Below are 23068 nucleotides of genomic sequence, written 5' to 3' on the forward strand. Positions count from 1 at the left end.
CCGCGCGGCGGCGTCCAGCGCGGACGGTTGCGGATCGGCGTACGCCGGGAACAGTCCGTGGCACTCCGGGCCGCCACCTTGGCGGTGGCGGCCCGGAGGGCTTGTGATCGGACTCCTCTCGACACGGCCGCAAGCGGCCTACTCGAGGAGCGTGAGGCGTCAGGCGGTGACGGCCTTGGGTTCGCCGACCACGACGAGGCCGTCCTCGTCGTCGGAGCGGTCGAACTTCACCGTGTCGCCTTCGAGCACCTCACCGGAGAGCACCTTGCGGGCAAGGGCATCCTCGATGGTGTTCTGCACCAGCCGGCGCAGCGGGCGGGCACCATAGACCGGGTCGAAACCGGTCATCGCCAACCACTCCTTGCCCGCATCGGAGACGTCGACCTTGATCCGGCGATCGGCCATCCGCTCGTTCAGGCGCTGCAGGTTGATGTCGACGATGCTGGTCAGATCCTCGATGCCCAGCGGGTCGAACATCACCACTTCGTCAAGCCTGTTGAGGAATTCCGGCTTGAATGACTTCCGCACGACCTCCATCACCGCATCGTTCTTGGTCTGCGGATCCAGCTTCGGATCGGCCAGGAACTGCGAGCCCAGGTTCGAGGTCAGGATCAGGATGGTGTTCCGGAAATCGACCGTACGCCCCTGGCCGTCGGTCAGTCGACCGTCGTCCAGCACCTGCAACAGGATGTCGAAGACCTCGGGATTGGCCTTCTCCACCTCATCGAGCAGCACCACGGTGTAGGGGCGCCGCCGCACGGCCTCGGTGAGCTGACCGCCCTGCTCGTAACCGACGTAACCCGGAGGGGCACCGACGAGCCGGGACACCGAGTGCTTCTCGGAATACTCGCTCATGTCGATACGGACCATGGCCTGCTCGTCGTCGAAGAGGAACTCCGCCAGCGACTTGGCCAGCTCGGTCTTGCCGACACCGGTCGGGCCGAGGAAGAGGAACGAACCGGTGGGCCGGTTCGGGTCCGAGATCCCCGCCCGCGAACGGCGTACCGCGTCCGCAACCGCTTGCACGGCAGCCTTCTGGCCGATCAGCCGCTGCGCCAGATGGTTCTCCATCGACAGCAGCTTCTCCGACTCACCCTGCAGCATCCGCCCCACCGGTACGCCGGTCCAGGCGGACACCACCTCGGCGATGTCGGCGGCGCTGACCTCTTCGGACACCATCGGCTTGGCCTCGGCCTCCTCGGCATCGGCCTTCGCCAATTGCTTTTCCAGGTTGGGAATCTGGCCGTAGAGCAGCTCCGAGGCACGGGTCAGATCACCCTCGCGCTGCGCCCGCTCGGCCTCACTGCGCAGCTCGTCGATCTGCTGCTTCAGCTCACCGACCTTGTTCAGGCCCGACTTCTCCGCCTCCCAGCGGGCCTCCAGACCGCGCAACTCCTCCTTGGCGTTGGCGAGCTCCTCCTCCAGACGAGCGAGGCGTTCCTTCGACGCCGGATCGTCCTCCTTGGCCAGCGCCAACTGCTGCATCGTCATCCGGTCCACATTGCGGCGCAGCTGGTCGATCTCCTCGGGGGAGGAGTCGATCTCCATCCGCAGCCGCGAGGCGGCCTCGTCGACCAGGTCGATCGCCTTGTCCGGCAGCTGCCGCGAGGTGATGTAGCGGTTCGACAGCGAGGCCGCGGCAACCAGCGCACCGTCGGTGATCGCGACCTTGTGGTGCGCCTCGTAACGCTCCCGCAGCCCACGCAGGATCGCGATCGTGTCCTCGACACTCGGCTCACCGACGTAGACCTGCTGGAACCGGCGCTCGAAGGCCGGGTCCTTCTCGATGTTCTCGCGGTATTCATCGAGCGTGGTGGCGCCGATCATCCGCAGCTCGCCGCGGGCCAGCATCGGCTTCAGCATGTTGCCGGCGTCCATCGACCCCTCGGCCTTGCCGGCACCGATCACGGTGTGCAGCTCGTCGATGAAGGTGATGACCTGGCCCTCGGCCTCCTTGATCTCGTTCAGCACCGCCTTGAGGCGCTCCTCGAACTCACCGCGGTACTTCGCGCCGGCGATCATCGCACCGAGATCGAGGGAGACCAGCTTGCGGCCCTTCAACGAATCCGGCACGTCACCGGCGACGATGCGCTGGGCCAGACCTTCAACCACAGCAGTCTTTCCGACGCCCGGCTCACCGATCAGCACCGGGTTGTTCTTGGTCCGCCGGCTCAGCACCTGGACCACCCGACGGATCTCCGAGTCGCGGCCGATCACCGGGTCGAGCTTGCCGGAACGCGCCGACTCGGTGAGGTCGATCGAATACTGGTCGAGCGCACCGTTGGTGCCCTCGGCCTCGGGGGAGGTGACCCGCTTGTCACCGCGGGCCTCGTTGAAGGCCTTGGTCAGCTTCTCCGGGGTGGCGCCGACCTGATCCAGAATCGCCTGCGCGTTCGACTTCACCTTGGCGAGCGCGATCAGCAGATGCTCGGTCGCCACATACTGATCGCCGAGCTTCTGGGCCAGATTCTCCGCCTCGGCGTGTACGCGCGCGAGAGCGCCCGACATGGTCGGGTTGGAGACCGTCGAACCCTGGCTCGACGGCAGCTTGGAGATGGCGTTCTGGGCCGCCTGCTCGACGACCTTGGGATCGGCACCGACCTGACTCAGCAGTGCGGCGCAGGTGTTTCCGGGGATGCTCAACAGTGCGAGCAGCAGGTGCTCCGGCTCGGCCTGCGGGTTGCCCTCGGTCAGCGCCGTGCGCACCGCCGCCGAGATCGCATCCCGGCTCATCGTGGTCAGTTTGCTCGTGTCCATACGTCCTCTGCTGGTGAGAAGTTCAAAAGTGTGAGGGGCTCGAGTTGAGCCTTGCAGACTCAACTATGCCGAAAACTCGGCCGTCGGTCCACCCAACTTGAGCCACATAGACTCAACTCCGGGAATGGCCCGGGTATTCCCGGAGCGAGTAGGTCCGACTAGCGTCCTTGGGCATGGGCGACGACGCATCGATCCGGACGCGAGTGATCCTCGTCCGCCATGGCGAGGCCGCGTACGAAACCGACGGAAGCGGCGACAGCGGTGGCAGCCTCACCCCCACGGGACGAGACCAGGCACGACGCCTGGGCCGCAGGCTGGCGTCCTTTCAGCCGGTCCGAATCGTCTCCTCAGAGCTCTCGCGTGCCGTGCAGACGGCCGAGATCGCTGCGAGCGCCCTGGCCCTTCCCGTCGAGGTGAAGGTCGGGCTGCAGGAGTACGACGTGGGTGACGAGCGTGGCCGCCCCTACAACCCCGCCCTGTTCGAGCCACTGCAGCAGCAATGGCTCCGCGGAGATCTCTCGGCCGGCATTCCGGGCGGGGAGGACGGACATGCGGTGGCACGACGAATGTTCACCGTTCTGGACGCCATCTCGGCACGGGCCAGGGGAGCGACGGTCGTCGCGATCAGCCACGGGGGAGCCATCATCTCGGTCCTGGGCAGCATCGCCGCCGGCCATCCGGATCTGCCGGTCGACGGCGACGACATACCCGGCTGCGATCTCTTTGTTCTCGGACGCGGCCGGAACGGATGGCAGTTGATCGGCCGCGACCGGCCCTGAATCCGTCCACGGCATGGGCGGTCCCGCTCCAGCCAACCACCATCAACGGGAATCAACCCTCACAGGATCAGGCAGGAATTGCCGAACTCGTGCCAGGCGTACCCCTCGGCCAGCGCGGCGTCGTAGGCGCGCTGGGTCTTCTCGGCGCCGGCGATGGCCTCGACCAGCAGCAGGTGGGAGGCACCGGCATCGTGCCAGCCGGTGATCAGGCCGTTGACGATCTGGGGCGGCTCCGCGGGGGTGACCACCCGATCGGTCCAGCCCCGGCTCGCCACCACGCGGCCACCGACGACCGCGGATTCGACGGCACGGGTGGCGGTGGTGCCGACCGCGACCACCCGGCCGCCGCTGCGGCGTGCCAGGTTGAGGGTCCGGGCGGTCGCCGGGCCGACCTCGAAGCGCTCCGGCTGCGGCCCCTCGCCGGCTTCCTGGGAGGAGAAACCGGTATGCAGCAGCACGGGCGCGATCAACACGCCACGCCGCAGCAGCGCCTGCACCAGCGCATCGGTGAACGGCCGCCCGGCGCTGGCCATCTCGGCACTGCCGGGCACCTGACCGAAGACCGTCTGGTACGCCGCCAGCGGCCAGCGACCGGCCAGGTAGCCGTAGGCGATCGGCCGGCCCACCGCATCCAGCAGCGCCCGCAGACCACCCTCGGCCTCGGCGCGCCAGAGCCGATTCCCCTCCCCCGTCGGCGACGACCGGTGGGGATGGGGTGCGAGCAACCGCAGACCGGGACCCTCGGTGATCGCCACGTGATCCCCCGGTGCCGCATCGAGGATCGAGCGCCCCGCATCGGGCGCACTGCGCAGCTCGACCACCCAGTCACCGAACGGCCCCTCGGTGGCATGCAGCAAGATCGGCATCCCGCGCCAGCTCGCGTCGACCTCGCCATTGACGGTGGCCGAAGTGTTCACCACCAGCACGTCACCGGCGCGCAGTTCGTCAACCAGGTCGCCGAATCGGCGGTGCCGGATGAACGGCCCGGCGGCCACCAGCAGCCGGACCGCATCCCGCGACCTGGCATCGGCCTCGACGGGCCGGTCCGCGAAACCCGGGGTACGCCCGCCGAACGTCGTGCTGGGCCGCAGCGCGAGCCGGCTCATGCCGCCCCCTCCGTCCGCGCGGAACCAGCCAGCTCGGCCGCCCGGTAGCGACCGCTCGCCGGCCGGGATCCCATCAGGGCACGGATTCCCGGCACGGCGGCCTCCTCGGGCAGCGGCCGGTCCGAGATGTCCTCCCCGGGGAACGCGGCCTGGTGCATCGCGGTCCGCATGTCCCCCGGGTCGACCGCGTACACCCGCAGCCGCGGCTCCTCCACCGCCCAGGTGCCCGCGAGCCGATCCAGCGCCGCCTTGCTGGCGGCGTACCCGCCCCAGGTCTCGTAGCGCTCGACCGCCGCATCGGAGGAGATCGTCACCAGGCTCGGGGCCACTGCCCGCCGCAGCGCCGGCAGCAGACTCCCGCTGAGCGCCAGCGGGGCCACCACATTCGCCTCCAGGATCACCCGGAAGCGATCCGGCGTCAGGTCGGCGAGCGGCACCATCGGGCTCGGGCCGAGGTCGCTGGCGTTGTGCACCAGCACATCGAGCGGCCGGTCGCCGACCGCCTCGACCAAGGCCAGCCGGTGCGCGGGATCGGTGACATCGCCGGGTACCAGCAGGGCGTCGGGCAGCGCCAACCGCAGCGTCCGCAGCCGCTCCGGATCGCGGCCGGTGAGGATCAGTCGGTGACCGGCCTCGTCGAGCGCCATCGCGAGCGCGCGACCGAGTCCGGCAGTCGCTCCGGTGATCAGGGTGAGGGTCATCATCGAGCCTTCCGTCGGTGCCCCCGGGCGGGGGTCGTCAACCCCCACTCTTCAAGTTAGAGTTAGCTTGAAGTCAAGACCTGATCGGGAGGATCCGACGATGAGCGAGCTGACGATGAGCCAGGTGACCCGGCGCTCGGGGGTGAGCGCTTCGGCGCTGCGGTTCTATGAGGAACGCGGCCTGATCAAGGCGCATCGCACCCCGGGCAATCGGCGCGTCTATCCCCGCCACGTGCTCCGCCGGCTGGCGGTGATCCGGGCGGCCCAGGCGGTCGGCATGTCGCTGACCGAGATCGCCGCCTCGCTGGAACCCATCCCGCACGACCGCCCGGTGAGCCGTGCCGAATGGCAGCGGTTGTCGGAGGCCTGGCACGACTCGCTGGAGCTGCGCATCGAGGCGCTGATCGAGCTGCGCGACGGCCTCACCGGGTGCATCGGCTGCGGCTGCCTGAGCCAGCCGAACTGCCCGATGAACAACCGCAACGACGAGCTCGGCGCGCAGGGGCCGGGGCCACGCTCCCTCAGCGCAGTGATCCGCCTGGCGGAGCGGGACGCGGCGACTGCTGATCCGGCTTCCCGTTCCGGGCCGCGTGCGAACCCGCGGGGGACTCCGACTCCAGCGCCTCGGCGACCTCGAGGGTGACCTCGCGGCGGAAGATCCGCGACTCGACCGCGCGCACCCGGCGGACATCGCGCGACAGCGCCTTCCACAGGCTGATGCAGATCAGGATCATCACCACCGAGAACGGCGCGGCGGCGATGATCGCCATCGTCTGCAGGGAATTCAGCCCACCGCTGGCGCTGCCCGCGCGATAACCGGCCCAGAGCAGCACCGCCGCGATCAGGCCCTCCATGGTGGCCCAGAAGACCCGAGACCAGACCGGCGGATGCTGGTTGCCACCATGGCTGATCATGTCCACCACGAAGGACCCGGAGTCGGAGCTGGTGACGAAGAAGACCAGCACCAGCAGCACCGCGACACCACCGAGCAGGGCACCGCCGGGCAGCCGGTCCAGGACCGAGAACAGCGCCTCATTGGTGGACACCGAGCCGTCGGTGATCAGGCCGCCGTTGGTGACCTGCTGATAGAGCGCGGTGCCGCCGATGATGGAGAACCAGGCGGTGGTGAGCAGGGTCGGTACCACCAGGACACCGACCACGAACTCGCGAACCGTGCGCCCCTTGGAGATCCGGGCGATGAAGACGCCGACGAACGGCGCCCAGGCCATCCACCAACCCCAGTAGTAGGTGGTCCAGGAACCCAGCCACTCCTCACCGGAGGCGCCGTAGTAGGGCAGCGTGGAGAAGCTCAGTCCGACGAACTGCTGGGCGTACGAGCCGATGGACTGCACGAACTCGCGCAGCACGAACAGCGTCGGGCCGAGCGCGAGCACCGCCAGCACCAGCAGCGCGGCGAGCACCATGTTGAAGTTGGAGAGCCACTTGATGCCCTTGTCCAGGCCGGAGAGGACCGAGAAGGTGGCGATGGCGGTGATGGCGACGACCAGCACCAGCTGGACCATCTCGTTGTCCGGCAGGATGCCCAGGCTCTGCAGACCGGCAGACATCTGGGTGACACCGAGGCCGAGCGAGCTGGCGACACCGAACAGGGTGCCGACGATGGCGGCGACGTCGATCGCGTGACCGACCGGGCCCTGCACGATGCGCTTGCCCAGCAGGGGTTCCAGCGCCCAGCGGATCGAGATCGGCCGGCGGCGACGGTGCACGGCGTACGCCACCCCGAGACCGACGACGGCATAGATGGCCCAGGCGTGTACGCCCCAGTGCAGCAGGGTCTGCGTCATCGCCCGCTGCGCGATCGCCGGCGCGCCGGCTTCGGCGACATCGGGACGGGGGTTGGCCAGGTGGTTCAGCGGCTCGGCCGCACCCCAGAAGACCAGGCCGATGCCCATGCCGGCGGCGAACAGCATCGAGATCCAGCTGAGGGTGCCGTATTCGGGCTCGTCGTCATCGGCGCCGAGCCGGATCCGGCCGAGCGGGGAGGCCGCGACCACCACGGCGAAGAGGACGAATCCGGTGACGATCAGCACGTAGTACCAGCCGATGCTGGCGGTCACCGCGGTATTGATCGTCTTCAGGGCATCGGAGAACCCACCGCCACCGATCACGGCGGCGATCACGACGAGCGCGATGATGCCGGCGGCGGGTCCGAAGACCGGCCAGAGCGGGCGCTTGGAGCCGGTTTCGGGGGCCGACTGCTCGATCTCGTGCTGAGTGCTGCTCACGGATTCCTTCCGGGGATGGTTGAAATTGCGACCATCCATAGAACGTCAGATCCTGAGGAGATGCAAATCCAACGGGGGAGGATCAGCGCAGGGCGGCGGTCAGCGCTTCCCGGTCCAGGGTGAGATCGGCCGCGGTGGCGGCCAGCGCGCACGCCCCGACGACCGGGTGCGCGGCGTGGCGTACGCCGGGACGCCGGGTCTCGATCCGCTCGCGTACCGGGCCACCGGCCAGCAGCCCGCCGGCGAGCACGAGCTCGTCATCGGCGGTGAGGCCGAGCGCCTCGACGGTCTCCCAGAGCAGCCCCGCCGCCTGGTCGAACAGTGCGCTGACGACCGGGTCGTCGGCATGGTCCGCCAGCAGCGGGGTGAGCGCGGCGAACTGGGCCGGCCGCAGCTCGTCGACGGCACGGATCAACCCCTGCCGCGGATCGCTCGCGCTCTCGGTCGTCACATCCAACCGGGCCAGCAGCGCCGGAGTGAGTGCGGTCCGCGGGCCGCGGGCGTCGAGGTCGGCGGCGACCGCCCGCAGCGCGGCCAACCCCAGCCAGGCACCCGAGCCCAGGTCACCGAGCAGCCAGCCGAGCCCGTCCCGGCGTACCGCGGTCACCCAGCGACGATGCCGGACCGCGATCGCCCCGGTCCCGGCGAGCAGCAGCACCCCGTCCCCGGTCTCGGCCACCGCGCGATAGGCGATCTCGGTGTCCGGCACCACGATCGGCGACCTGCTGACACCGGCCTGGTGCAGGCCGCGGGCGAGCAGCTGGGCCACCTCGAAACCGCGCGCCTCGGCGGCCCCGGCGGCGCCGATGGCGACCGCGGTCACCTCCGCGCCGGTCAGCCCGGCGCCGAGCAGCGCACCCCGGGTGGCCAGCTTCAGATTGCCGGCCGGGTCACCGACCGAGCTGCGCAGATTGCCCCCGGCGGAGCGACCCTGCCCGAGCAGCCGGCCGTTCTCGTCGGTCAGCACCGCCCGGATCGAGCTGCCTCCCAGGTCCACACCAAGCAGTACCGCCACGCCCGCCACCCTCTCGTTCAGCTTCCGGACGATTCCATCACAACCCGAACGAGCAAATAGTGTTAACTTCTCTTCACTGCCGAATCTGCAGAAGTTTGTTCCACTGCACCGGATCCACAGGGAGGTGGGCCCTTGAGTGCCGCGCTCGGCGTTCTGCTGCCCGGAGTGTCCGGCACGACCGTGCCCGACTGGTTGCGGACCCGGATCCGCGCCGGACTGGCCGGAGTGCTGCTGTTCGCCGAGAACACCCCCGATGTCGCCACCACCCGCGCGCTCACCGACGCGCTCCGCGCCGAGCGGGCCGACCTGGTGATCGGCGTGGACGAGGAGGGCGGCGATGTCACCCGGCTGCAGGCCGACACCGGTTCGAGCCTACCCGGGGCAGCCGCGCTCGGCGCCCTCGACGACCCCGATCTGACCCGCCGCGCCGCCCAGTTGCTCGGCGGGCTGCTCGGCCAGGCCGGCATCGATCTCGATCTGGCCCCGGTCCTCGATGTGGCCAGCGAACCGGACAATCCGGTGATCGGGGTACGCAGCTTCGGCGCGGATCCCGAGTTGGTCACCCGGCACGGGCGGGCGTACGCCGAGGGCCTGGCCGCGGCCGGGGTGGCGAGTTGCGGCAAGCACTACCCGGGGCATGGCGACACCCGCAGCGACAGCCACGTCGGTGCGGCCGTCGTCGATGTCCCCGCCGACCTGCTGGCCCGCCGCGATGAGGCACCGTTCGCCGCCACCGGAATGGATTCGGTGATGACCGCCCATGTCGTGGTGCCGGTGCTCGGCCCCGAGCCCGCGTCGGTGTCGGCCTGGTCCACCGAACGGCTGCGCGCGGCCGGATTCAGCGGGCCGATCATCACCGACGCGCTCGGGATGGCCGCGATCAGCGACCGCTGGCCGCTGGGTGAGGCGTGCGTCCGGGCGTTGCAGGCCGGGGCCGATCTGGTCTGCCTGGATGCCCCGCAGAACCGGGAGCCGGAGGCCGCGCTGATCGAGGCCGAGCAGGCCATCGAGCAGGCGCTGGCCGAGGGGCGGCTCTCGGCGGCGGCGCTGGCCGCCTCGGCCGCCCGCAACCGGGCGCTGCACCGGCGCGCTGCGGCGTACTCACCGATGGCGGTCCGCGCGATCACCGCCGAACTCGACGAACTCGGCCTGCAGATCGCCCGGCAGGCGCTGTGGCGCCGCGGTGATCCGGTGCTCTGCCGCGATCCCGGTCAGGCCGCCGACCCGGTCGTGATCGATCTGCGTCGGCGGCACAATCTGGCCGCCGGGAACACCGCCGGGCCGCTCGCCGAGGCACTGCGCCAGGTCTGGCCCGGGGTACGCCTGGACGGCGGGCCGGAACGGGTCGAGCCGGACGCGCCGCTGCTGGTGCTGACCGCCGGCGCCGACCCGGCCGAGGCCCGGGCGCTGGCCGCGTTGCGGGAGCGCCATCCGGATCCGGTGGTGCTGCACACCGGGGTCGCCGCGGCCGCACCCGCCGAGGTACGCCTGATCTGCAGCCATGGCGCCGCCCGCCCGAACGCCCGGGCCGCCGTCGAGGCCCTGCTGGGTCACCGATGAAAGGAATCCGGTCATGACCGCCACCACCCCGCTCGACTGGAGCACCGAACAGGTCAACCCCGATTCGATCGATCTGGACACCCGGGACAGCCAGGCGGTGGTGCAGACCATCCTGGCCGGGGACGCGGGGGTGGCGGCCGCGGTGCAGGCGGTGGCACCGGCGATCACCGAGGCGGTCGATCTGGTGGTGGCCGCACTGTCCACCGGCGGCCGGGTGCACTACGTCGGCTCGGGCACCTCGGGTCGGATGGGGGTGCTCGATGCGGTCGAACTGCTGCCGACCTACAGCGTCGGCGAGGACCGCTTCGTCCCGCATCTGGCCGGTGGGCCGGGGGCGATGATGCAGGCCGTCGAAGGCGCCGAGGACGATGCCCAGGCGGGCGCGCGGGCGGTCGCCGAGGCCGGCGCCGATGATGTGGTGATCGGGCTGGCGGCCAGCGGACGCACCCCCTATGTGCGCGGCGCGCTCGCTGCGGCCCGGGACCGCGGGCTGTCGACGGTGCTGATCGCCGCCAACCCGAAGGCGCCGCTGGCGGCGTACGCCGAGGTGGCGATCCTGGTGGACACCGGGCCCGAGGTGATCACCGGGTCGACCCGGATGAAGGCGGCGACCGCGCAGAAGCTGGTGCTGAACACGCTGTCCACGGCCGCGATGGTGCGCCTGGGCAAGGTCTATTCGAATCTGATGATCGACATGCTGCCGACCAACGAGAAGCTGCGGGCCCGCTCCCTGCGGATGCTGGTCCAGGGCAGCGGGGAGCCGGTGGAGCGCTGCGCCGAGGTGCTCGCGGCGGCCGATGGCGACGTCCGGTTGGCGCTCACCGCGCTGCGGTCGGGCTGCTCGGTCCAGGCGGCGGCCGCGGTGCTGGACGAGCTGCCCCCGGCGGCGGACCGGGCCGGCGACCCGACCGGGATCCGGACCGCGGTGGCCCGGTTGCGGGATCGGGGGAAGCGGCCATGAACGGGCCGCTGGTCACCGTCGGGATGCGGGCCCGGCTGCCGTCGCTGCACCCCGCGCTGCGCGAGGTGGCCGAGCAGATCCTCGCCGATCCGCCGGCGGCGGCCGCGCGGACCATCTCCGAGTTGGCGACGGCCGCCGGCACCTCGCAGTCCACGGTGGTCCGGCTGGCCCACGAGCTGGGCTATTCGGGCTATCGGGAGCTGCGGCAGGCGCTCGCCTCGGAGGTGGCGGTCCGCGAGTTCGACCGGCCCGAGCCGGAGGGTGACATCGCCGCCGGCGACGATCTCGCGTCGGTGATGCGCAAGATCGCCGCCGCCGACGTGCAGGCGGTCAAGGACACCGTCGCCACCGTGTCGGTTCCGGTGGTGGAGGCAGTGGTCACCGCGATGAACAGTGCGCGGCGGATCGACCTCTACGGTGTCGGCGCCTCCGGGGTGGTGGCCGGTGACCTGCTGCAGAAGCTGCACCGGATCGGCGTGCTCGCGATGGCCTTCACCGATTCCCATCTGGGGCTCACCTCGGCGGCCCTGCTGGAACCCGGGGACGTCGCGATCGCCTTCACCCACAGCGGTTCCACCGTCGACACCGTCGACTGCCTGGCGCTGGCGGCCCGGCGCGGGGCGACCACGGTCGCGGTGACCAATGTGCCGCGCTCCCCCGTCACCGAGGTCGCCCAGCACAACCTGCTCACCGCCGCCCGCGAGACCACCTTCCGCGCCGGTGCGACCGCCTCCCGGCTGGCGCAGCTGACGATCGTCGACTGTCTGTTCGTCGCGCTCGCCCAGCGCCGCTTCGACGCCACCCAGCAGGCGCTGCAGGCGACCGCCGATGCGGTCGCCGAGCGCCGCCGGATCAGACGCTGACGCTCTCCCGCGGCTCCGGGGCCGCGGTGCGGATCAGATGGTCGAAGGCGGACAGGGCCGCGGTGGCACCGGTCCCCTCGGCGACCACGATCTGCTTGAACGGCACCACCGTGCAGTCACCGGCACCGTAGATGCCGGGCACATTGGTCCGGCCACGGTCGTCGATCACCAGTTCGCCGCGCTCGGACAGCTCGACACCACTGTCCACCAGCCATTCGGTGTTGGGCAGCAGCCCGATCTGCACGAACACACCGTTGACGTCCAGGGTGCGCTGCTCGCCGGATTCCCTGTCCTCATAGGAGATCCGGGTGAGCTGTCCACCGTCGCCGTGCACCTCGGTGGTCCGGGCGCCGGTGAGGACGGCGGTGTTGGGCAGGCTGTGCAGCTTGTCCAACAGCACCTCGTCGGCCTTCAGGTCGTCCAGGAACTCGATCACGGTGACCTTCTCGGTGACCCCGGCCAGGTCGATGGCGGCCTCGACACCGGAGTTGCCACCGCCGACCACGGCGATCGGCTTGTCCTTGAACAGCGGGCCGTCGCAGTGTGGGCAGAAGGAGACACCCTTGTTGCGGTAGTCCTGCTCACCGGGTACGCCGAGGGTCCGCCAGCGGGCGCCGGTCGCCAGGATCACGGTGCGTGCCTTCAGCGAACCCCCGCCCTCGAAGTGCACGGTGTGCAGTTCACCCTCGGCACCCGGTTCCAGGGAGGTGGCGGTGACATTCTTCATCAGGTCGAGGTCGTACGCCGCCAGGTGCTGTTCCAGCCCCGCGGCGAACTTCGGGCCCTCGGTGTAGGGTACCGAGACGAAGTTCTCGATCGCCATGGTGTCCAGCACCTGCCCGCCGACGTTCGGCGCGGCCAACCCCGTGCGGATGCCCTTGCGGGCGGCGTAGATGGCGGCCGCGGCGCCGGCGGGGCCGCCGCCGAGGACCAGCACCTCGTAGGGATCTTTTGCGTTGAAGGATTCGGTGGAGACACCGGCGGTGGACAGCTTGGCGACGAAGTCACCGATGTCCATCCGGCCCGAGCCCCATTCCTCACCGTTCAGGAACACCGTCGGGACGGCCAGGATGCGGCGCTCCTCGACCTCGTCCTGGAACAGCGAACCCTCGACGGCGGTGTGCTTGATGTTCGGGTTCAGCACCGCCATCGCGTTCAGCGCCTGGACCACCGTCGGGCAGTTCTGGCAGCTGAGCGACATGTAGGTGACGAACTCCAGTTCGCCCGGAATCGCCTTGACCGCTTCGATCAGCGGCTCGTCGGCCTTCACCGGTACGCCGCCGACCTGCAGCATCGCCAGCACCAGGGAGGTGAACTCGTGGCCCAGCGGCAGCCCGGCGAAGCGCACCGAGATGTCGGTTCCCGGCCGCTCGATCGCGAAGGAGGGTCGGCGCTGGTCGTCGTCGCGCTGCTCATGGGTGACCAGGTCGGAGACCGCGGCGATCTCGTCGAGCATCGTCTTCATCTCCGCCGACTTGGGCCGGTCGTCGAGCGAGCTGGCCAGCACGATCGGTTCGGTGATGCGCTCCAGGTAGCCCTTGAGCTGTTCCAGCAATTCCTTGTCGAGCACGAAAATCTCTCCTGCGGGGTCGTTTGGTGGGGGTGCGGGAAGGGTTCGGATAAAGCAGTGGCGGGTGTCATCCACCGGCGTGGACAACACCCGCCAACTCGCCGGGTAGGCGTACCTGAGGTCGGATCAGATCTTGCCGACCAGGTCGATGCCCGGCTTCAGGGTCGCGGCCTCGGCCTCTTCCCACTTGGCGGGGCAGACCTCGCCCGGGTGGTTGCGCACATACTGCGCGGCCTTCACCTTGCGGACCAGCTCGGCGGCGTTGCGACCGACACCCTCGGAGGAGGTCTCGGTGAACTGGATGATGCCGTCGGGGTCGACCAGGAAGGTACCGCGGTCGGCCAGGCCCTGGCCCTCGCGCATGTTCTGGAAGTTGTTGGTGATCACGCCGGAGGGGTCGCCGAGCATGTAGTAGTCGATCTTGCCGATGGTCTCGGACGTGTCGTGCCAGGCCTTGTGCACGAAGTGGGTGTCGGTGGACACCGAGTAGACCTCGACACCGAGCTGCTGCAGTTCGGCGTAGAAGTCAGCCAGGTCGCCGAGCTCGGTCGGGCAGACGAAGGTGAAGTCCGCCGGGTAGAAGAAGAAGATCGCCCACTTGCCGAGCACATCGGTGTCGGACACGTCCACGAACTCGCCCTGCTTGTAGGCGGTGGTCTGGAAGGGGAGGATCTTGGTGTTGACGAGAGACATACGCGTCCTTTCATGCGGTGACTTCTTGAATGATTCAACACCACGGTAGCCGTGAGTATTCGCCTTTCGCAGGTGATGTCAATCACCCGCGAAAAATGGAACCCAGCTTGACAGAGCGGGCTTGTTCACCGTGCCGTTGCGGTGAGTTCAGCGATCCGGCCGAGGGCCAGTGCGACCTCCGCGAAGCTGGTACTGAGCGGCGCCAACCCCAGCCGGATGCCGTCCGGTTCGCGGAAGTCGGGGATGATGCCCTCGGTCCACAGCTGCGCGCAGAGTCGCCGGCTGTCCGGGTGGGCGATGGTGACGTGCCCACCGCGGATGGCCGGGTCGCGCGGCGAGACGAGGCGTACGCCCTCGCCGGCCTGCCCGGCGTCGACGGCGGCGACCACGAACTCGGTGAGCGCGATCGACTTCTCGCGCACCGAGGCCAGCGACACCCGATCGATCAGCTCGATCGTGTCGGCCACCCCGGCCATCGCGAGGACCGGTGGCGTACCCGAGATGAAGCCCCGCATTCCCTGGCCTGCTTGATAACCCGGCCCCATCCGAAATGGATCGGCATGTCCCATCCAGCCCTGGATCGGTTGCCGGAGATGCGGTTGATGCCGGGTGGCGACGTAGCAGAACGCCGGCGCGCCGGGCCCGCCGTTGAGAAACTTGTAGCTGCAGCCGACCGCGAGGTCCACCTGGTGGGCATCCAGGTCGGCGGGGACCACCCCGGCGGAATGGCACAGGTCCCACAGGATCAGCGCGCCGGCGTCGTGGGTGAGCTTCGTGATCGCCGGCAGGTCGGCGATCTGCGCGGATTTGTATGCCACCTGGGAAAGCAGCACGACGGCGGTCCGCTCGTCGAGCACGGCGGCGACCTGGTCGGCGGTCACCGCGGCGGCCGGATCGGGGGTGATCCAGACCAGCTCGAAACCGGCCTCGGCGGCGACGCCTTCGGCAACGTAGCGGTCGGTCGGGAAGTTCTCGGTGTCCACCACGATGCGGTTGCGCCCTGCCGGTGCGGCGGCGGTCGCGGCCCGGAGCAGCTTGTAGAGCAGCACGGTGGTCGAGTCGGCGAAGCAGACCTGACCCGGCGCGGCGCCCAGGCAGACCCGGCCGAGTTCGTCACCGAGACGGAACGGCAGCTCCATCCACTGCTCGTCCCAGGAGCGGATCAGCCGGGTGCCCCAGGCACCGTCGACGAGATCGAGCAACCGCTGCCGGGTGGCCCGCAGTGGGCGGCCCAGGGAGTTGCCGTCCAGATAGGCCTGGACGGCATCGACACCCTGGCCGGCCGGTACGAACTCGTCGCGGCAGGCGCGCAGCGGGTCGGCGGCGTCGAGTTGGTCGGCGCGCTCGGTGAGGGTGTTCTGCTGCTGGGTGCTCACCGGCCGATCTCCGTCCGGACGGCGAACAGTTCGGGGAAGAAGGTGAGGTCGAGCGCCCGCTGCAGGAAGCCGACCCCCGAGGAGCCACCGGTACCGGTCTTCATCCCGATCGTGCGCTGCACGGTCTTCAGGTGCCGGAAGCGCCAGAGCTGGAAGTTGTCCTCCAGGTCGACGAGCTCCTCGCAGGCCTCGTAGACGTCCCAGTGGTCGTGGGCGTGGGAATAGATGTCGGCGAAGACCTTGGTGAGTTCGGGGTCGCTGACGTGGGCGGTGGTGACATCGCGCTCCAGCACCCGCTGCGGGATCGGGTAGCCGCGGCGGGCCAGGCCGCGCAGGAACTCGTCGTAGAGGCTGGGCCGGTGCAGCAGATCATCGAGCAGGGCGTACGCGTCGGGGTCGGCACGGTGCACCTTGAGCATGCCCCGGTTCTTGTTGCCGAGTGCGAACTCGACGGCCCGGTACTGCCAGGACTGGAAACCCGACGCGTGACCGAGGAAGCCGCGGAACTCGGCGTACTCGCTGGGGGTCAGCGTCGCCAGCACCGACCACTGATCGGTGAGAGTGCGCTGGATGTGCTTCACCCGCGCGATCCGCTTCAGCGAGACCCGCATCTCGTCACCTGCCAGCAGATCCATCGCCGAGGTGAGCTCGTGCAGCATCAGCTTGAGCCAGAGCTCGGAGGTCTGGTGCTGGATGATGAACAGCATCTCGTCGTGGTGCACCGGGTCGCTGACCGGTTGCTGAGCGGCGAGCAGGGTCGGCAGCTGCAGATAGGAGTCGTAGCTCATCTGCTCGGCGAAGTCCGTGTGCACCCCGGCCTCGATGTCGCGGGTGTTGCGGGCACGGGTCTCGTCGGTCACCTTCTGCACCCTAAGTGTCCGATTTGAACTCTGTCCACAGCGCGCGATCCGGACAGCATCCGCGCGGTCGGATCGGAGTTGTCCACATCCCACGGGGTGTACGCCCGACATCTGCGACGGGTTGTCCACAGGGGGTGCACGAATCGGCGCGAGCTTCACCAAGGTGCGGTATGAGACCACGACAAGATCCCTCTCCCGGACTACTCGCGCTGGCCGAGGCCCAGGCGTACACGCTGAGTCGACGGCAGTGCCGGGCACACGGGCTCGGCCCCGATGTCATCGCACGCCTGATCCACTCGAACTGGCAGGTGATCACCCCGGGTGTGTATGCCGTCCACCCGCTGCCGATCGACTGGCTGGCCCGTGCCTGGACCGGGGTCCTGATCGGCGGTGAGACCGCACTGGTCGGCGGCTGGGCGGCTGCTCATCTGCACGGATTCGCGAACGAACCGCGGTTGATCCAGATCTGGGTCGGCAAGACCCCACCGCGCCCTCGGCCCCAGATCTACTTCCGCCGCGATGGCCACGGACGCACGGCCACCCAGGACGGAATCCCGCGTACCGGTGTCGTGGACACCGTCCTCGATCTGTGCCAACGATCGACAGCCGATGGCGTGGCCTCGTTGATCGCCGAGGCCTGCAACAAGACCGCGGTGACACCCGACGAACTGGCCGAGGCGGTGGGCCGCCGCGTGACACTGGGGCAGCGGGAGCTGATCCGGGAGTGCCTGGAAGCGGTGACCGGCGGTGCCGACAGCGCCCTGGAGCGTCGCTATCTCCTCGATGTGGAACAGGCGCACGGCCTCCCCACCGCACATCGGCAATCGTGGACCGATCAGGCCACACGAGTGGACGCACTGTTGGCCGAGTATGGCGTGGTGGTCGAGCTCGACGGCCGCAAGGGGCACATCGGCACCGGTGCTTTCCGCGACCTGCGGCGCGACAACGAACACCAGACCCGGGGGCTGATCACGCTGCGATACGGGTGGGACGACTTGGTGTTCCGGCCCTGCGAGGTGGCTCGGCAGATCGCGATGGTGCTCATGCAGCGCGGTTGGCCGGGGCCGATGACGCGATGCGCGCACTGCTTGGAAGCCCCGCTGGCAATCGCGGGGTGACTACAACTGGTGAATTGGACGACTTCGGAGGGGTGTACCCGGGAGCCGTCCAATTCACCGGTTGACAACACAGTTCAAATTGGATGGTTGCCGGGGCCCCGAGTTCGGCGGGGTGTAACCGGGATGTCACCCGGGCGGGTGATGCTGGGCCGGTGACCAACGCTGCTCGAGACCTCTTCCCTCGCCCGGACCACGCGGTGCTGACCCGGCGAGCACTGCTCGGGGTGGGTGGCTCGCTCGCCGCCGCGGGCCTGCTCGCCGGGACGGCCCGCCCGGCCGCGGCCCGGCAGCCGTTCCGGATCGCGGTGGCGACCAACGAACCGTGGGGCACCTACCACGTCAGACCGATGCTCGATGAGGTCGCGGCCCGCGGTGGAACCCTCACCCAGCTCGTGCCCGACCGCTCCGGGCTGCCAGCCGGGGATCCGGTGACCGCACTCCCGCTCGCCACCGCGAACCCGCGCGACGTCGATGTGCTGGTGGTCTCCGGCGCCACCGACTGGCCGGCCCGGGCGGTCCGCGCGCTGCCCGGCGTACCGGTGGTGGCCTCCGGACTCGCCTATCTCAACCCGACCCGCGCCCCGTACGCCGCCGAGGTCGCCGCCCGGATCACCGCGGCCACCGCCGGCTCGAACGCCGAGCAGCAGACCTTCGCCGCGCATCTGGGAATCCGGCCGCAGCAGATTCGGGTCGTCGGCATCCCCGAGCTCGACGACCTGCCGGAGCGCCGACCCGAACCGGGCACGGTGTTGATCCTCACCTCGGTCACCTACCCCGACGCCACCGGCGGTGCCGCCCCGGGGACCGAGCTGCTGCTGGCCTCCGCGCGGGCCCTTGCCGCGCAGGGCAAACGGATCATCGTCGGCCTGCACCCGCGCGAGAATCCCGCCCTGTGGAGCGAGTTCGAGATCGCCGCCGAGGGGTCGCTCGCCGCATCGGCGCGCGCGGAGGTCGCGATCGGCATCCCGGGGACGGTGTTCCCGAAGATCGCCGCGGTCGGCACCCCGCTGGTCGGGGTGGTCGCCGACGGGCTGAACGTTCCGGACTACCTGCTCAGCGTGTGTACGCCGGCCCGCACCCTCGATGAGGTGCTGGCGGCGGTCACCGCCGCCCGGCCGGTGTCCCGCCAGCAGCTGCGCGAGGTCGTCGGGCCGATCGGGCGCGCTGGTCGCACGCTGGTCCAGGCCTGGTACGCGGCCAGCCGGGCCGGCGCTCGCTGACCTCCGATCAGCGGACGGTTCCTGTCCGGTTGCCCCGGGATCCTTGTGCTCATGGACATCACAACGTTCACCCTGCGCATCGACGACGATCGGCTGGCCGATCTGCACCGCCGCTTGGGCGAGACCCGGTGGCCCACCGAGGACCCCCGGGCCGAGGAGGACTGGGGGTTGCCGCAGCCGGTCGCCCGAGAGCTGGCGGCCTACTGGGCCGACGGCTTCGACTGGCGCGCCCAGGAGGAGCGGATCAACGCCGTGCCGCAGTTCACCGCACCGATCGACGGCCATGAGCTGCATTTCTTCCACCAGCACAGCGATCGCGAGGATGCGACCCCGTTGCTGCTGCTGCACGGCTGGCCCGGTTCGTCCACCGAGTTCTTGCCGATGCTCGATGCCCTCACCGACCCGCCGGAGGATCAGCCCGCATTCGAGGTGATCGTGCCCAGCCTGCCCGGATTCGGGATGGGCGGGGCGGCACCGGGCTGGGATGCCGATCGGGTGGCCGCCGCACTCGCCACGCTGATGCGCGGGCTCGGCTATTCGCGCTACTGGGTGCATGCCTACGACTTCGGCGCCATCATCGCCCGCAAGCTCGCGATCACCGCCCCCGAGGAGGTGGCGATGCTGCATCTCACCCAGGTGCTGCAGGGTGAGCAGTTGACCCGGGAGACCGCCGACCCCGACGACGCGTGGGAGCAGAAGGCCCTGGCCGCCGGCGAGCACTATGCCTGGCAGCTGATGGGGTACGCGATGCTGCAGTCCACCCGGCCGGAGGCGCTGGCCTACGGCCTCAGCGATTCACCGGTCGGCCTGCTGGGCTGGTTGGTCGACGTCCAACGGGTCTGGGCGGCGACGCCCGATGCCCTGGACCGCGACGAGATGCTGACCACGGTCTCGCTCTACTGGTTCGGCAACACCATTGCCTCCTCGATCCGCTACTACCGCTCCGGGGCCGGGGAGTGGGGTGCCGAACAGGCCGATTGTCCTGTACCGGTGGCGATCGCGGCGATGCCGGACGACTTCGGCATCCCGGTCCGTCGGCTGGTCGAGAAGCACAACGACGTCCGCCGCTGGCGGGTGCTGGAGCGCGGTGGGCACTTCGCCGGATGGGAGCAGCCCGAACTGATGGTGGCCGAGTTGCGGGATGCGCGGACCGAGCTGGGCGGTTAGGCCCCCTGGAGACCCGGCGGGACCGGTTGCGAGGGATGCGGCCGGTCCCCCAGCTCCGCCTGCTTGCGCCACAGTTGTCGGGTCAGCTCCGCGCGCACCTCGGCGTACGCCGGATCTCCTGCCACATTGCGCAATTCCTGCGGATCAGCCTGCAGGTCGTAGAGCTCCCAATAGGGGTCGAAGCGGGCCTGCGTGGTACCGGGGATGCCCATTCCGTCGTTGTAGAAGTAGATCAGCTTGTAGCGATCGGTCCGCAGGCCGTAGTGCGCGAGGGTGCGGTGGTTGTGCTCGTCGTTCTCCCAGTAGCGGTAGTAGAAGGCGCCACCGGGTTCATCGGCGCGGGCACCGGTCAGCTCGGGCCAGACGCTCTCCCCCTGCATCCGCGCGGGCGCGGGCACGTCGGCGGCCTCGAGGAGGGTCTGGGCGAAGTCGACGTTGGTGACGATCCGCCGGATCGGTTCCGGATCGGCCGGGATCAGTGCCGGGCAGCTGATCAGGAACGGCATCTGGATGGATTCCTCATACATGAAGCGTTTGTCGAACCAGCCGTGGTCGCCGAGGAAGAAGCCCTGGTCGGAGACGTAGATCAGGATCGTGTCGTCGAAGCGGCCGTTGTCGTCCAGCCAGTCGATCACCCGGCCGACATTGTCGTCGATCGAGGCGACGCAGGCCAGATAGTCCTCCATGTAGCGGCGGTATTTCCAGCGTGCCAGCTCTTCACCGGTCAACCCCGCGGGCGGGGCGACCTTGAGATCGTCCAACGTCAGATCGTCCGCGATCCGCATCAGCGCCCGCCGGGCCGCCGCACCGCGGGTGGCGTAGTCGTCGTCGAAGGTGTCCGGCAGCGGGATCTCCGCGTCGGCGTACATGCCGGCATGTTTCGCATCCGGTTCCCAGTTGCGGTGCGGGGCCTTGTGGTGCAGCAGCAGGCAGAACGGGTCCTCGGCCGGCACCGTCGCCAACCAGTCCAACGAGAGGTCGGTGATGATGTCGGTCGCGTACCCCGGAATCGTCCGGATCCCTTCGCTGGTGAGGAATCTGGGATCGTGGTATTCCCCCTGACCGAGCAGCACCGCCCAGTCGTCGAAGTGTTCCGGGTCGTGTCCGGGTCCCTCACCGAGGTGCCATTTCCCGAAGACCGCGGTGGCGTACCCGGCCTCGGAGAGTGCGGAGACGAAGGTCGGCTGGGTGGACAGCATCGGCGTCTCCAGCCCATACACCCCGTTCACGTGCGAGTACGCCCCGGTGAGGATCGAGGCGCGGCTCGGGGTGCAGATCGAGTTCGTGACGAAGCAACGATCCAGCCGCCGACCCCGCTCGGCGATCTCATCGAGCCGCGGGGTCTGGTTCACCCGTGATCCGTAGGCCCCGATCGCGTGCGCGGCGTGATCGTCGGTGAGGATCATCAGGATGTTCGGGCGAGCGGCCACGATCACCGTCCCAGTTGACGTGGCGGATTGCGCCGGGCGTAGCGGCGCTGCGCGGGAGTGAGGTGCACCCCACCGACCTGATCGGCGGTGAACAGGCGGGAGCCGGCGGGCGCCGAGTGGGCGAGCCGCAGCAGTTCGGTGAGTTCGCTGGCGTGTTCACGCAGCTCCTCGAGTTCGGCCTCCAGCTCGAGGATCCGGCGGATCCCCTGCAGGTTGATGCCCTCGTCCTGGCTGAGCCGCTGGATCAACCGCAGGCGGCTGACATCGCGCGGGGAATAGCGGCGGCCGCGACCGGAGGTGCGGCGCGGTTGGACGAGCCCCATCCGGTCATAGCTGCGCAGCGTCTGCGGGTGCATCCCGGAGAGCTTCGCGGCCACCGAGATGACGAAGATCGGGGCGTCCCGGTCGACGACCTGGAGGCCGTCACCGGGAACCTGCCCCGACTCGTCGTCCTGCTTGCGCGGGGACATCAGGCACCGAGCCCGGCCCGCGGATCGGGTTCGGAGGCCTTGTCGGCGTACGCCTGCAGCGCCGAGCGGGCGTCCTCGGACAGCTCCGAGGGCACGACCACCTCGACGGTGACCAGCAGGTCTCCCGGCGTACCGTCCTTTCGGGTGATGCCCTTCCCGCGGGCCCGGAAGGTGCGGCCGTTCGGCGTACCCGCCGGCACCTTCAGGCGTACCGGAAGACCGTTCAGCGTCGGCACCTCGATCTGGGCGCCCAGGGCGGCCTCGGTGAAGGTGATCGGCACGGACACGGTGAGGTTGTCACCGCTGCGCCCGAAGACCGGGTGCGGCAGCACGTGCACGATCACGTAGAGGTCGCCGGCCGCGCCGCCGTTCTCGCCGGCACCGCCCTTGCCCTTGATCCGGATCCGCTGCCCGTCGGTCACCCCGGCCGGGATGCGTACCTGCATCGTCCGGGTCGACTTGGCCCGCCCGGAGCCGTTGCAGACCGGGCAGGGATCCTCGACGATCAGGCCGCGGCCGCGGCAGTCGACACAGGGTTCGCTGACCGCGAAGACGCCACCGGAGGTGGAGGTGGTCATCCCCGAGCCGTGGCAGGTCGGGCAGACCTTCGGCATCGTCCCGGCGCGGGCGCCGGTGCCGTGGCAGGCGGAACAGGCATCGGTGGACACCATCTGGATCGGTACCGTCTTGCCGGCCACCGCGTCGGTGAAGTCCAGGGTGACCTCACCCTCGACGTCGGTGCCGCGGCGCGGCCCGCGTCCACCGGTGGAGGTACGCCCGCCACTGCCGCGGTTGAACAGCCCGCCGAAGATGTCGCCGAAGTCACCCGCGCCGCCCTGGGCCTGCCGGAACAGGTCCTCGGCGGTGGGTGCGCCACCGCGACCGGATCCACCGCCGCTGCCCGGGAAGCGAAATCCGCCGCCGCCGAACAGCTTGCGGGCGTCGTCGTATTCCTTGCGCTTCTTGGCATCGGAGAGGATCGAGTTGGCCTCGGAGGCCTCCTTGAACCGCTTCTCCGCCGCGGCGTTGTCGGGGTTCTGGTCCGGGTGGTTCTCCCGGGCGATCTTGCGGAACGCCTTCTTGATCTCGTCCGCACTGGCGTCCTTGGACACGCCAAGGACCTTGTAGTAGTCCTTTTCGATCCAGTCCTTGGTGCTCATCGGCCTTCCTTGCGTG

General features: G+C 69.6%; 19 protein-coding genes and 1 pseudogene. 8 read left to right on the forward strand and 12 right to left on the reverse strand.

The window, feature by feature from the left end:
• Positions 1–159 precede the first annotated feature (159 nt).
• Positions 160–2757: an ATP-dependent chaperone ClpB gene (gene clpB, locus BI335_RS09480; protein ID WP_094430555.1), complete on the reverse strand. Its 2598-nt coding sequence runs from the start codon at positions 2755–2757 to the stop codon at positions 160–162.
• Between the two features lie 173 nt (positions 2758–2930).
• Between clpB and BI335_RS09485 the strand changes: the two genes are divergently transcribed.
• Entirely contained in the window at positions 2931–3536 is a 606-nt protein-coding gene (locus BI335_RS09485; RefSeq protein WP_094356569.1) for a histidine phosphatase family protein, read from the forward strand.
• 59 nt (positions 3537–3595) lie between these two features.
• Here the strand turns inward: BI335_RS09485 and BI335_RS09490 are convergent, their stop codons facing one another.
• Positions 3596–4642 (reverse strand): S-adenosylmethionine:tRNA ribosyltransferase-isomerase, encoded by a 1047-nt coding sequence (locus BI335_RS09490; RefSeq protein WP_094430557.1) that lies wholly within the window; start codon positions 4640–4642, stop codon positions 3596–3598.
• Positions 4639–5346 carry an SDR family NAD(P)-dependent oxidoreductase gene (locus BI335_RS22270; RefSeq protein ID WP_267489861.1) on the reverse strand — a complete coding sequence of 236 codons (708 nt, stop codon included), beginning with the start codon at positions 5344–5346 and terminating at the stop codon, positions 4639–4641. Before BI335_RS22270 ends, BI335_RS09490 begins: the two co-directional genes overlap by 4 nt.
• Before the next feature lie 112 nt (positions 5347–5458).
• On the opposite strand from BI335_RS22270, the pseudogene soxR reads away from it, so the two are divergent.
• Positions 5459–5809, forward strand: a pseudogene (soxR, locus tag BI335_RS21890) (redox-sensitive transcriptional activator SoxR); the annotation flags it as partial.
• 55 nt (positions 5810–5864) lie between these two features.
• On the opposite strand, the gene BI335_RS09505 reads toward soxR, so the two are convergent.
• Both BI335_RS09505 and BI335_RS09510 read right to left on the reverse strand, forming a co-directional pair.
• Positions 5865–7589 carry a BCCT family transporter gene (locus tag BI335_RS09505; protein WP_229119526.1) on the reverse strand — a complete coding sequence of 575 codons (1725 nt, stop codon included), beginning with the start codon at positions 7587–7589 and terminating at the stop codon, positions 5865–5867.
• 82 nt (positions 7590–7671) lie between these two features.
• Positions 7672–8604, reverse strand: coding sequence for an N-acetylglucosamine kinase (locus tag BI335_RS09510; RefSeq protein ID WP_172421816.1), 933 nt, complete (start codon positions 8602–8604; stop codon positions 7672–7674).
• Positions 8605–8736: 132 nt separating this feature from the next.
• On the opposite strand from BI335_RS09510, the gene BI335_RS09515 reads away from it, so the two are divergent.
• From BI335_RS09515 to BI335_RS09525, 3 genes are read left to right on the forward strand one after another with little or no spacing between them, the layout of a single operon-like run.
• Complete coding sequence (locus BI335_RS09515) at positions 8737–10164, forward strand: glycoside hydrolase family 3 N-terminal domain-containing protein (RefSeq protein ID WP_094430563.1); 1428 nt, start codon at positions 8737–8739, stop codon at positions 10162–10164.
• A 13-nt stretch (positions 10165–10177) separates the two neighbouring features.
• Positions 10178–11125, forward strand: coding sequence for an N-acetylmuramic acid 6-phosphate etherase (locus tag BI335_RS09520; RefSeq protein ID WP_094356575.1), 948 nt, complete (start codon positions 10178–10180; stop codon positions 11123–11125).
• On the forward strand, positions 11122–11988 hold the full coding sequence (locus BI335_RS09525; RefSeq protein ID WP_094356576.1) for a MurR/RpiR family transcriptional regulator: 867 nt from the start codon (positions 11122–11124) through the stop codon (positions 11986–11988). Before BI335_RS09520 ends, BI335_RS09525 begins: the two co-directional genes overlap by 4 nt.
• On the opposite strand, the gene ahpF is transcribed toward BI335_RS09525, so the two are convergent.
• The 4 genes from ahpF to kynA form a co-directional block, all read right to left on the reverse strand.
• Complete coding sequence (gene ahpF, locus BI335_RS09530) at positions 11978–13558, reverse strand: alkyl hydroperoxide reductase subunit F (protein WP_094430565.1); 1581 nt, start codon at positions 13556–13558, stop codon at positions 11978–11980. The genes BI335_RS09525 and ahpF overlap by 11 nt on opposite strands.
• A gap of 126 nt (positions 13559–13684) precedes the next feature.
• Positions 13685–14251: an alkyl hydroperoxide reductase subunit C gene (ahpC, locus tag BI335_RS09535; RefSeq protein ID WP_094356578.1), complete on the reverse strand. Its 567-nt coding sequence runs from the start codon at positions 14249–14251 to the stop codon at positions 13685–13687.
• A 125-nt stretch (positions 14252–14376) separates the two neighbouring features.
• A complete protein-coding gene (kynU, locus tag BI335_RS09540) occupies positions 14377–15627 on the reverse strand; it encodes a kynureninase (protein ID WP_094430567.1) in 1251 nt (416 codons plus the stop codon).
• Entirely contained in the window at positions 15624–16487 is an 864-nt protein-coding gene (gene kynA / locus BI335_RS09545; protein ID WP_208109279.1) for a tryptophan 2,3-dioxygenase, read from the reverse strand. The genes kynU and kynA overlap by 4 nt, the downstream gene beginning before the upstream one ends.
• A gap of 170 nt (positions 16488–16657) precedes the next feature.
• On the opposite strand from kynA, the gene BI335_RS09550 reads away from it, so the two are divergent.
• From BI335_RS09550 to BI335_RS09560, 3 genes are all read left to right on the forward strand, one after another.
• Positions 16658–17605 (forward strand): PDDEXK family nuclease, encoded by a 948-nt coding sequence (locus BI335_RS09550; protein WP_144009106.1) that lies wholly within the window; start codon positions 16658–16660, stop codon positions 17603–17605.
• Positions 17606–17757: 152 nt separating this feature from the next.
• Positions 17758–18825: a hypothetical protein gene (locus BI335_RS09555; RefSeq protein WP_229119527.1), complete on the forward strand. Its 1068-nt coding sequence runs from the start codon at positions 17758–17760 to the stop codon at positions 18823–18825.
• Between the two features lie 51 nt (positions 18826–18876).
• The gene (locus tag BI335_RS09560) at positions 18877–19992 is read left to right on the forward strand and encodes an epoxide hydrolase family protein (protein ID WP_094430569.1); all 1116 of its coding nucleotides are present in this window, start codon (positions 18877–18879) and stop codon (positions 19990–19992) included.
• Here the strand turns inward: BI335_RS09560 and BI335_RS09565 are convergent.
• Genes BI335_RS09565 through dnaJ form a run of 3 tightly spaced genes read right to left on the reverse strand, consistent with a single transcriptional unit; the run spans position 19989 to position 23052 of the window.
• Positions 19989–21428: a sulfatase family protein gene (locus BI335_RS09565; RefSeq protein ID WP_229119528.1), complete on the reverse strand. Its 1440-nt coding sequence runs from the start codon at positions 21426–21428 to the stop codon at positions 19989–19991. The genes BI335_RS09560 and BI335_RS09565 overlap by 4 nt on opposite strands.
• Complete coding sequence (locus tag BI335_RS09570) at positions 21425–21892, reverse strand: heat shock protein transcriptional repressor HspR (protein ID WP_094356582.1); 468 nt, start codon at positions 21890–21892, stop codon at positions 21425–21427. The genes BI335_RS09565 and BI335_RS09570 overlap by 4 nt, the downstream gene beginning before the upstream one ends.
• Positions 21892–23052 (reverse strand): molecular chaperone DnaJ, encoded by a 1161-nt coding sequence (gene dnaJ / locus BI335_RS09575; RefSeq protein ID WP_094402645.1) that lies wholly within the window; start codon positions 23050–23052, stop codon positions 21892–21894. Before dnaJ ends, BI335_RS09570 begins: the two co-directional genes overlap by 1 nt.
• Positions 23053–23068: the final 16 nt, after the last annotated feature.

This window comes from Enemella evansiae, from assembly GCF_002250705.1.
In the GTDB taxonomy this organism is placed as follows: domain Bacteria; phylum Actinomycetota; class Actinomycetes; order Propionibacteriales; family Propionibacteriaceae; genus Enemella; species Enemella evansiae.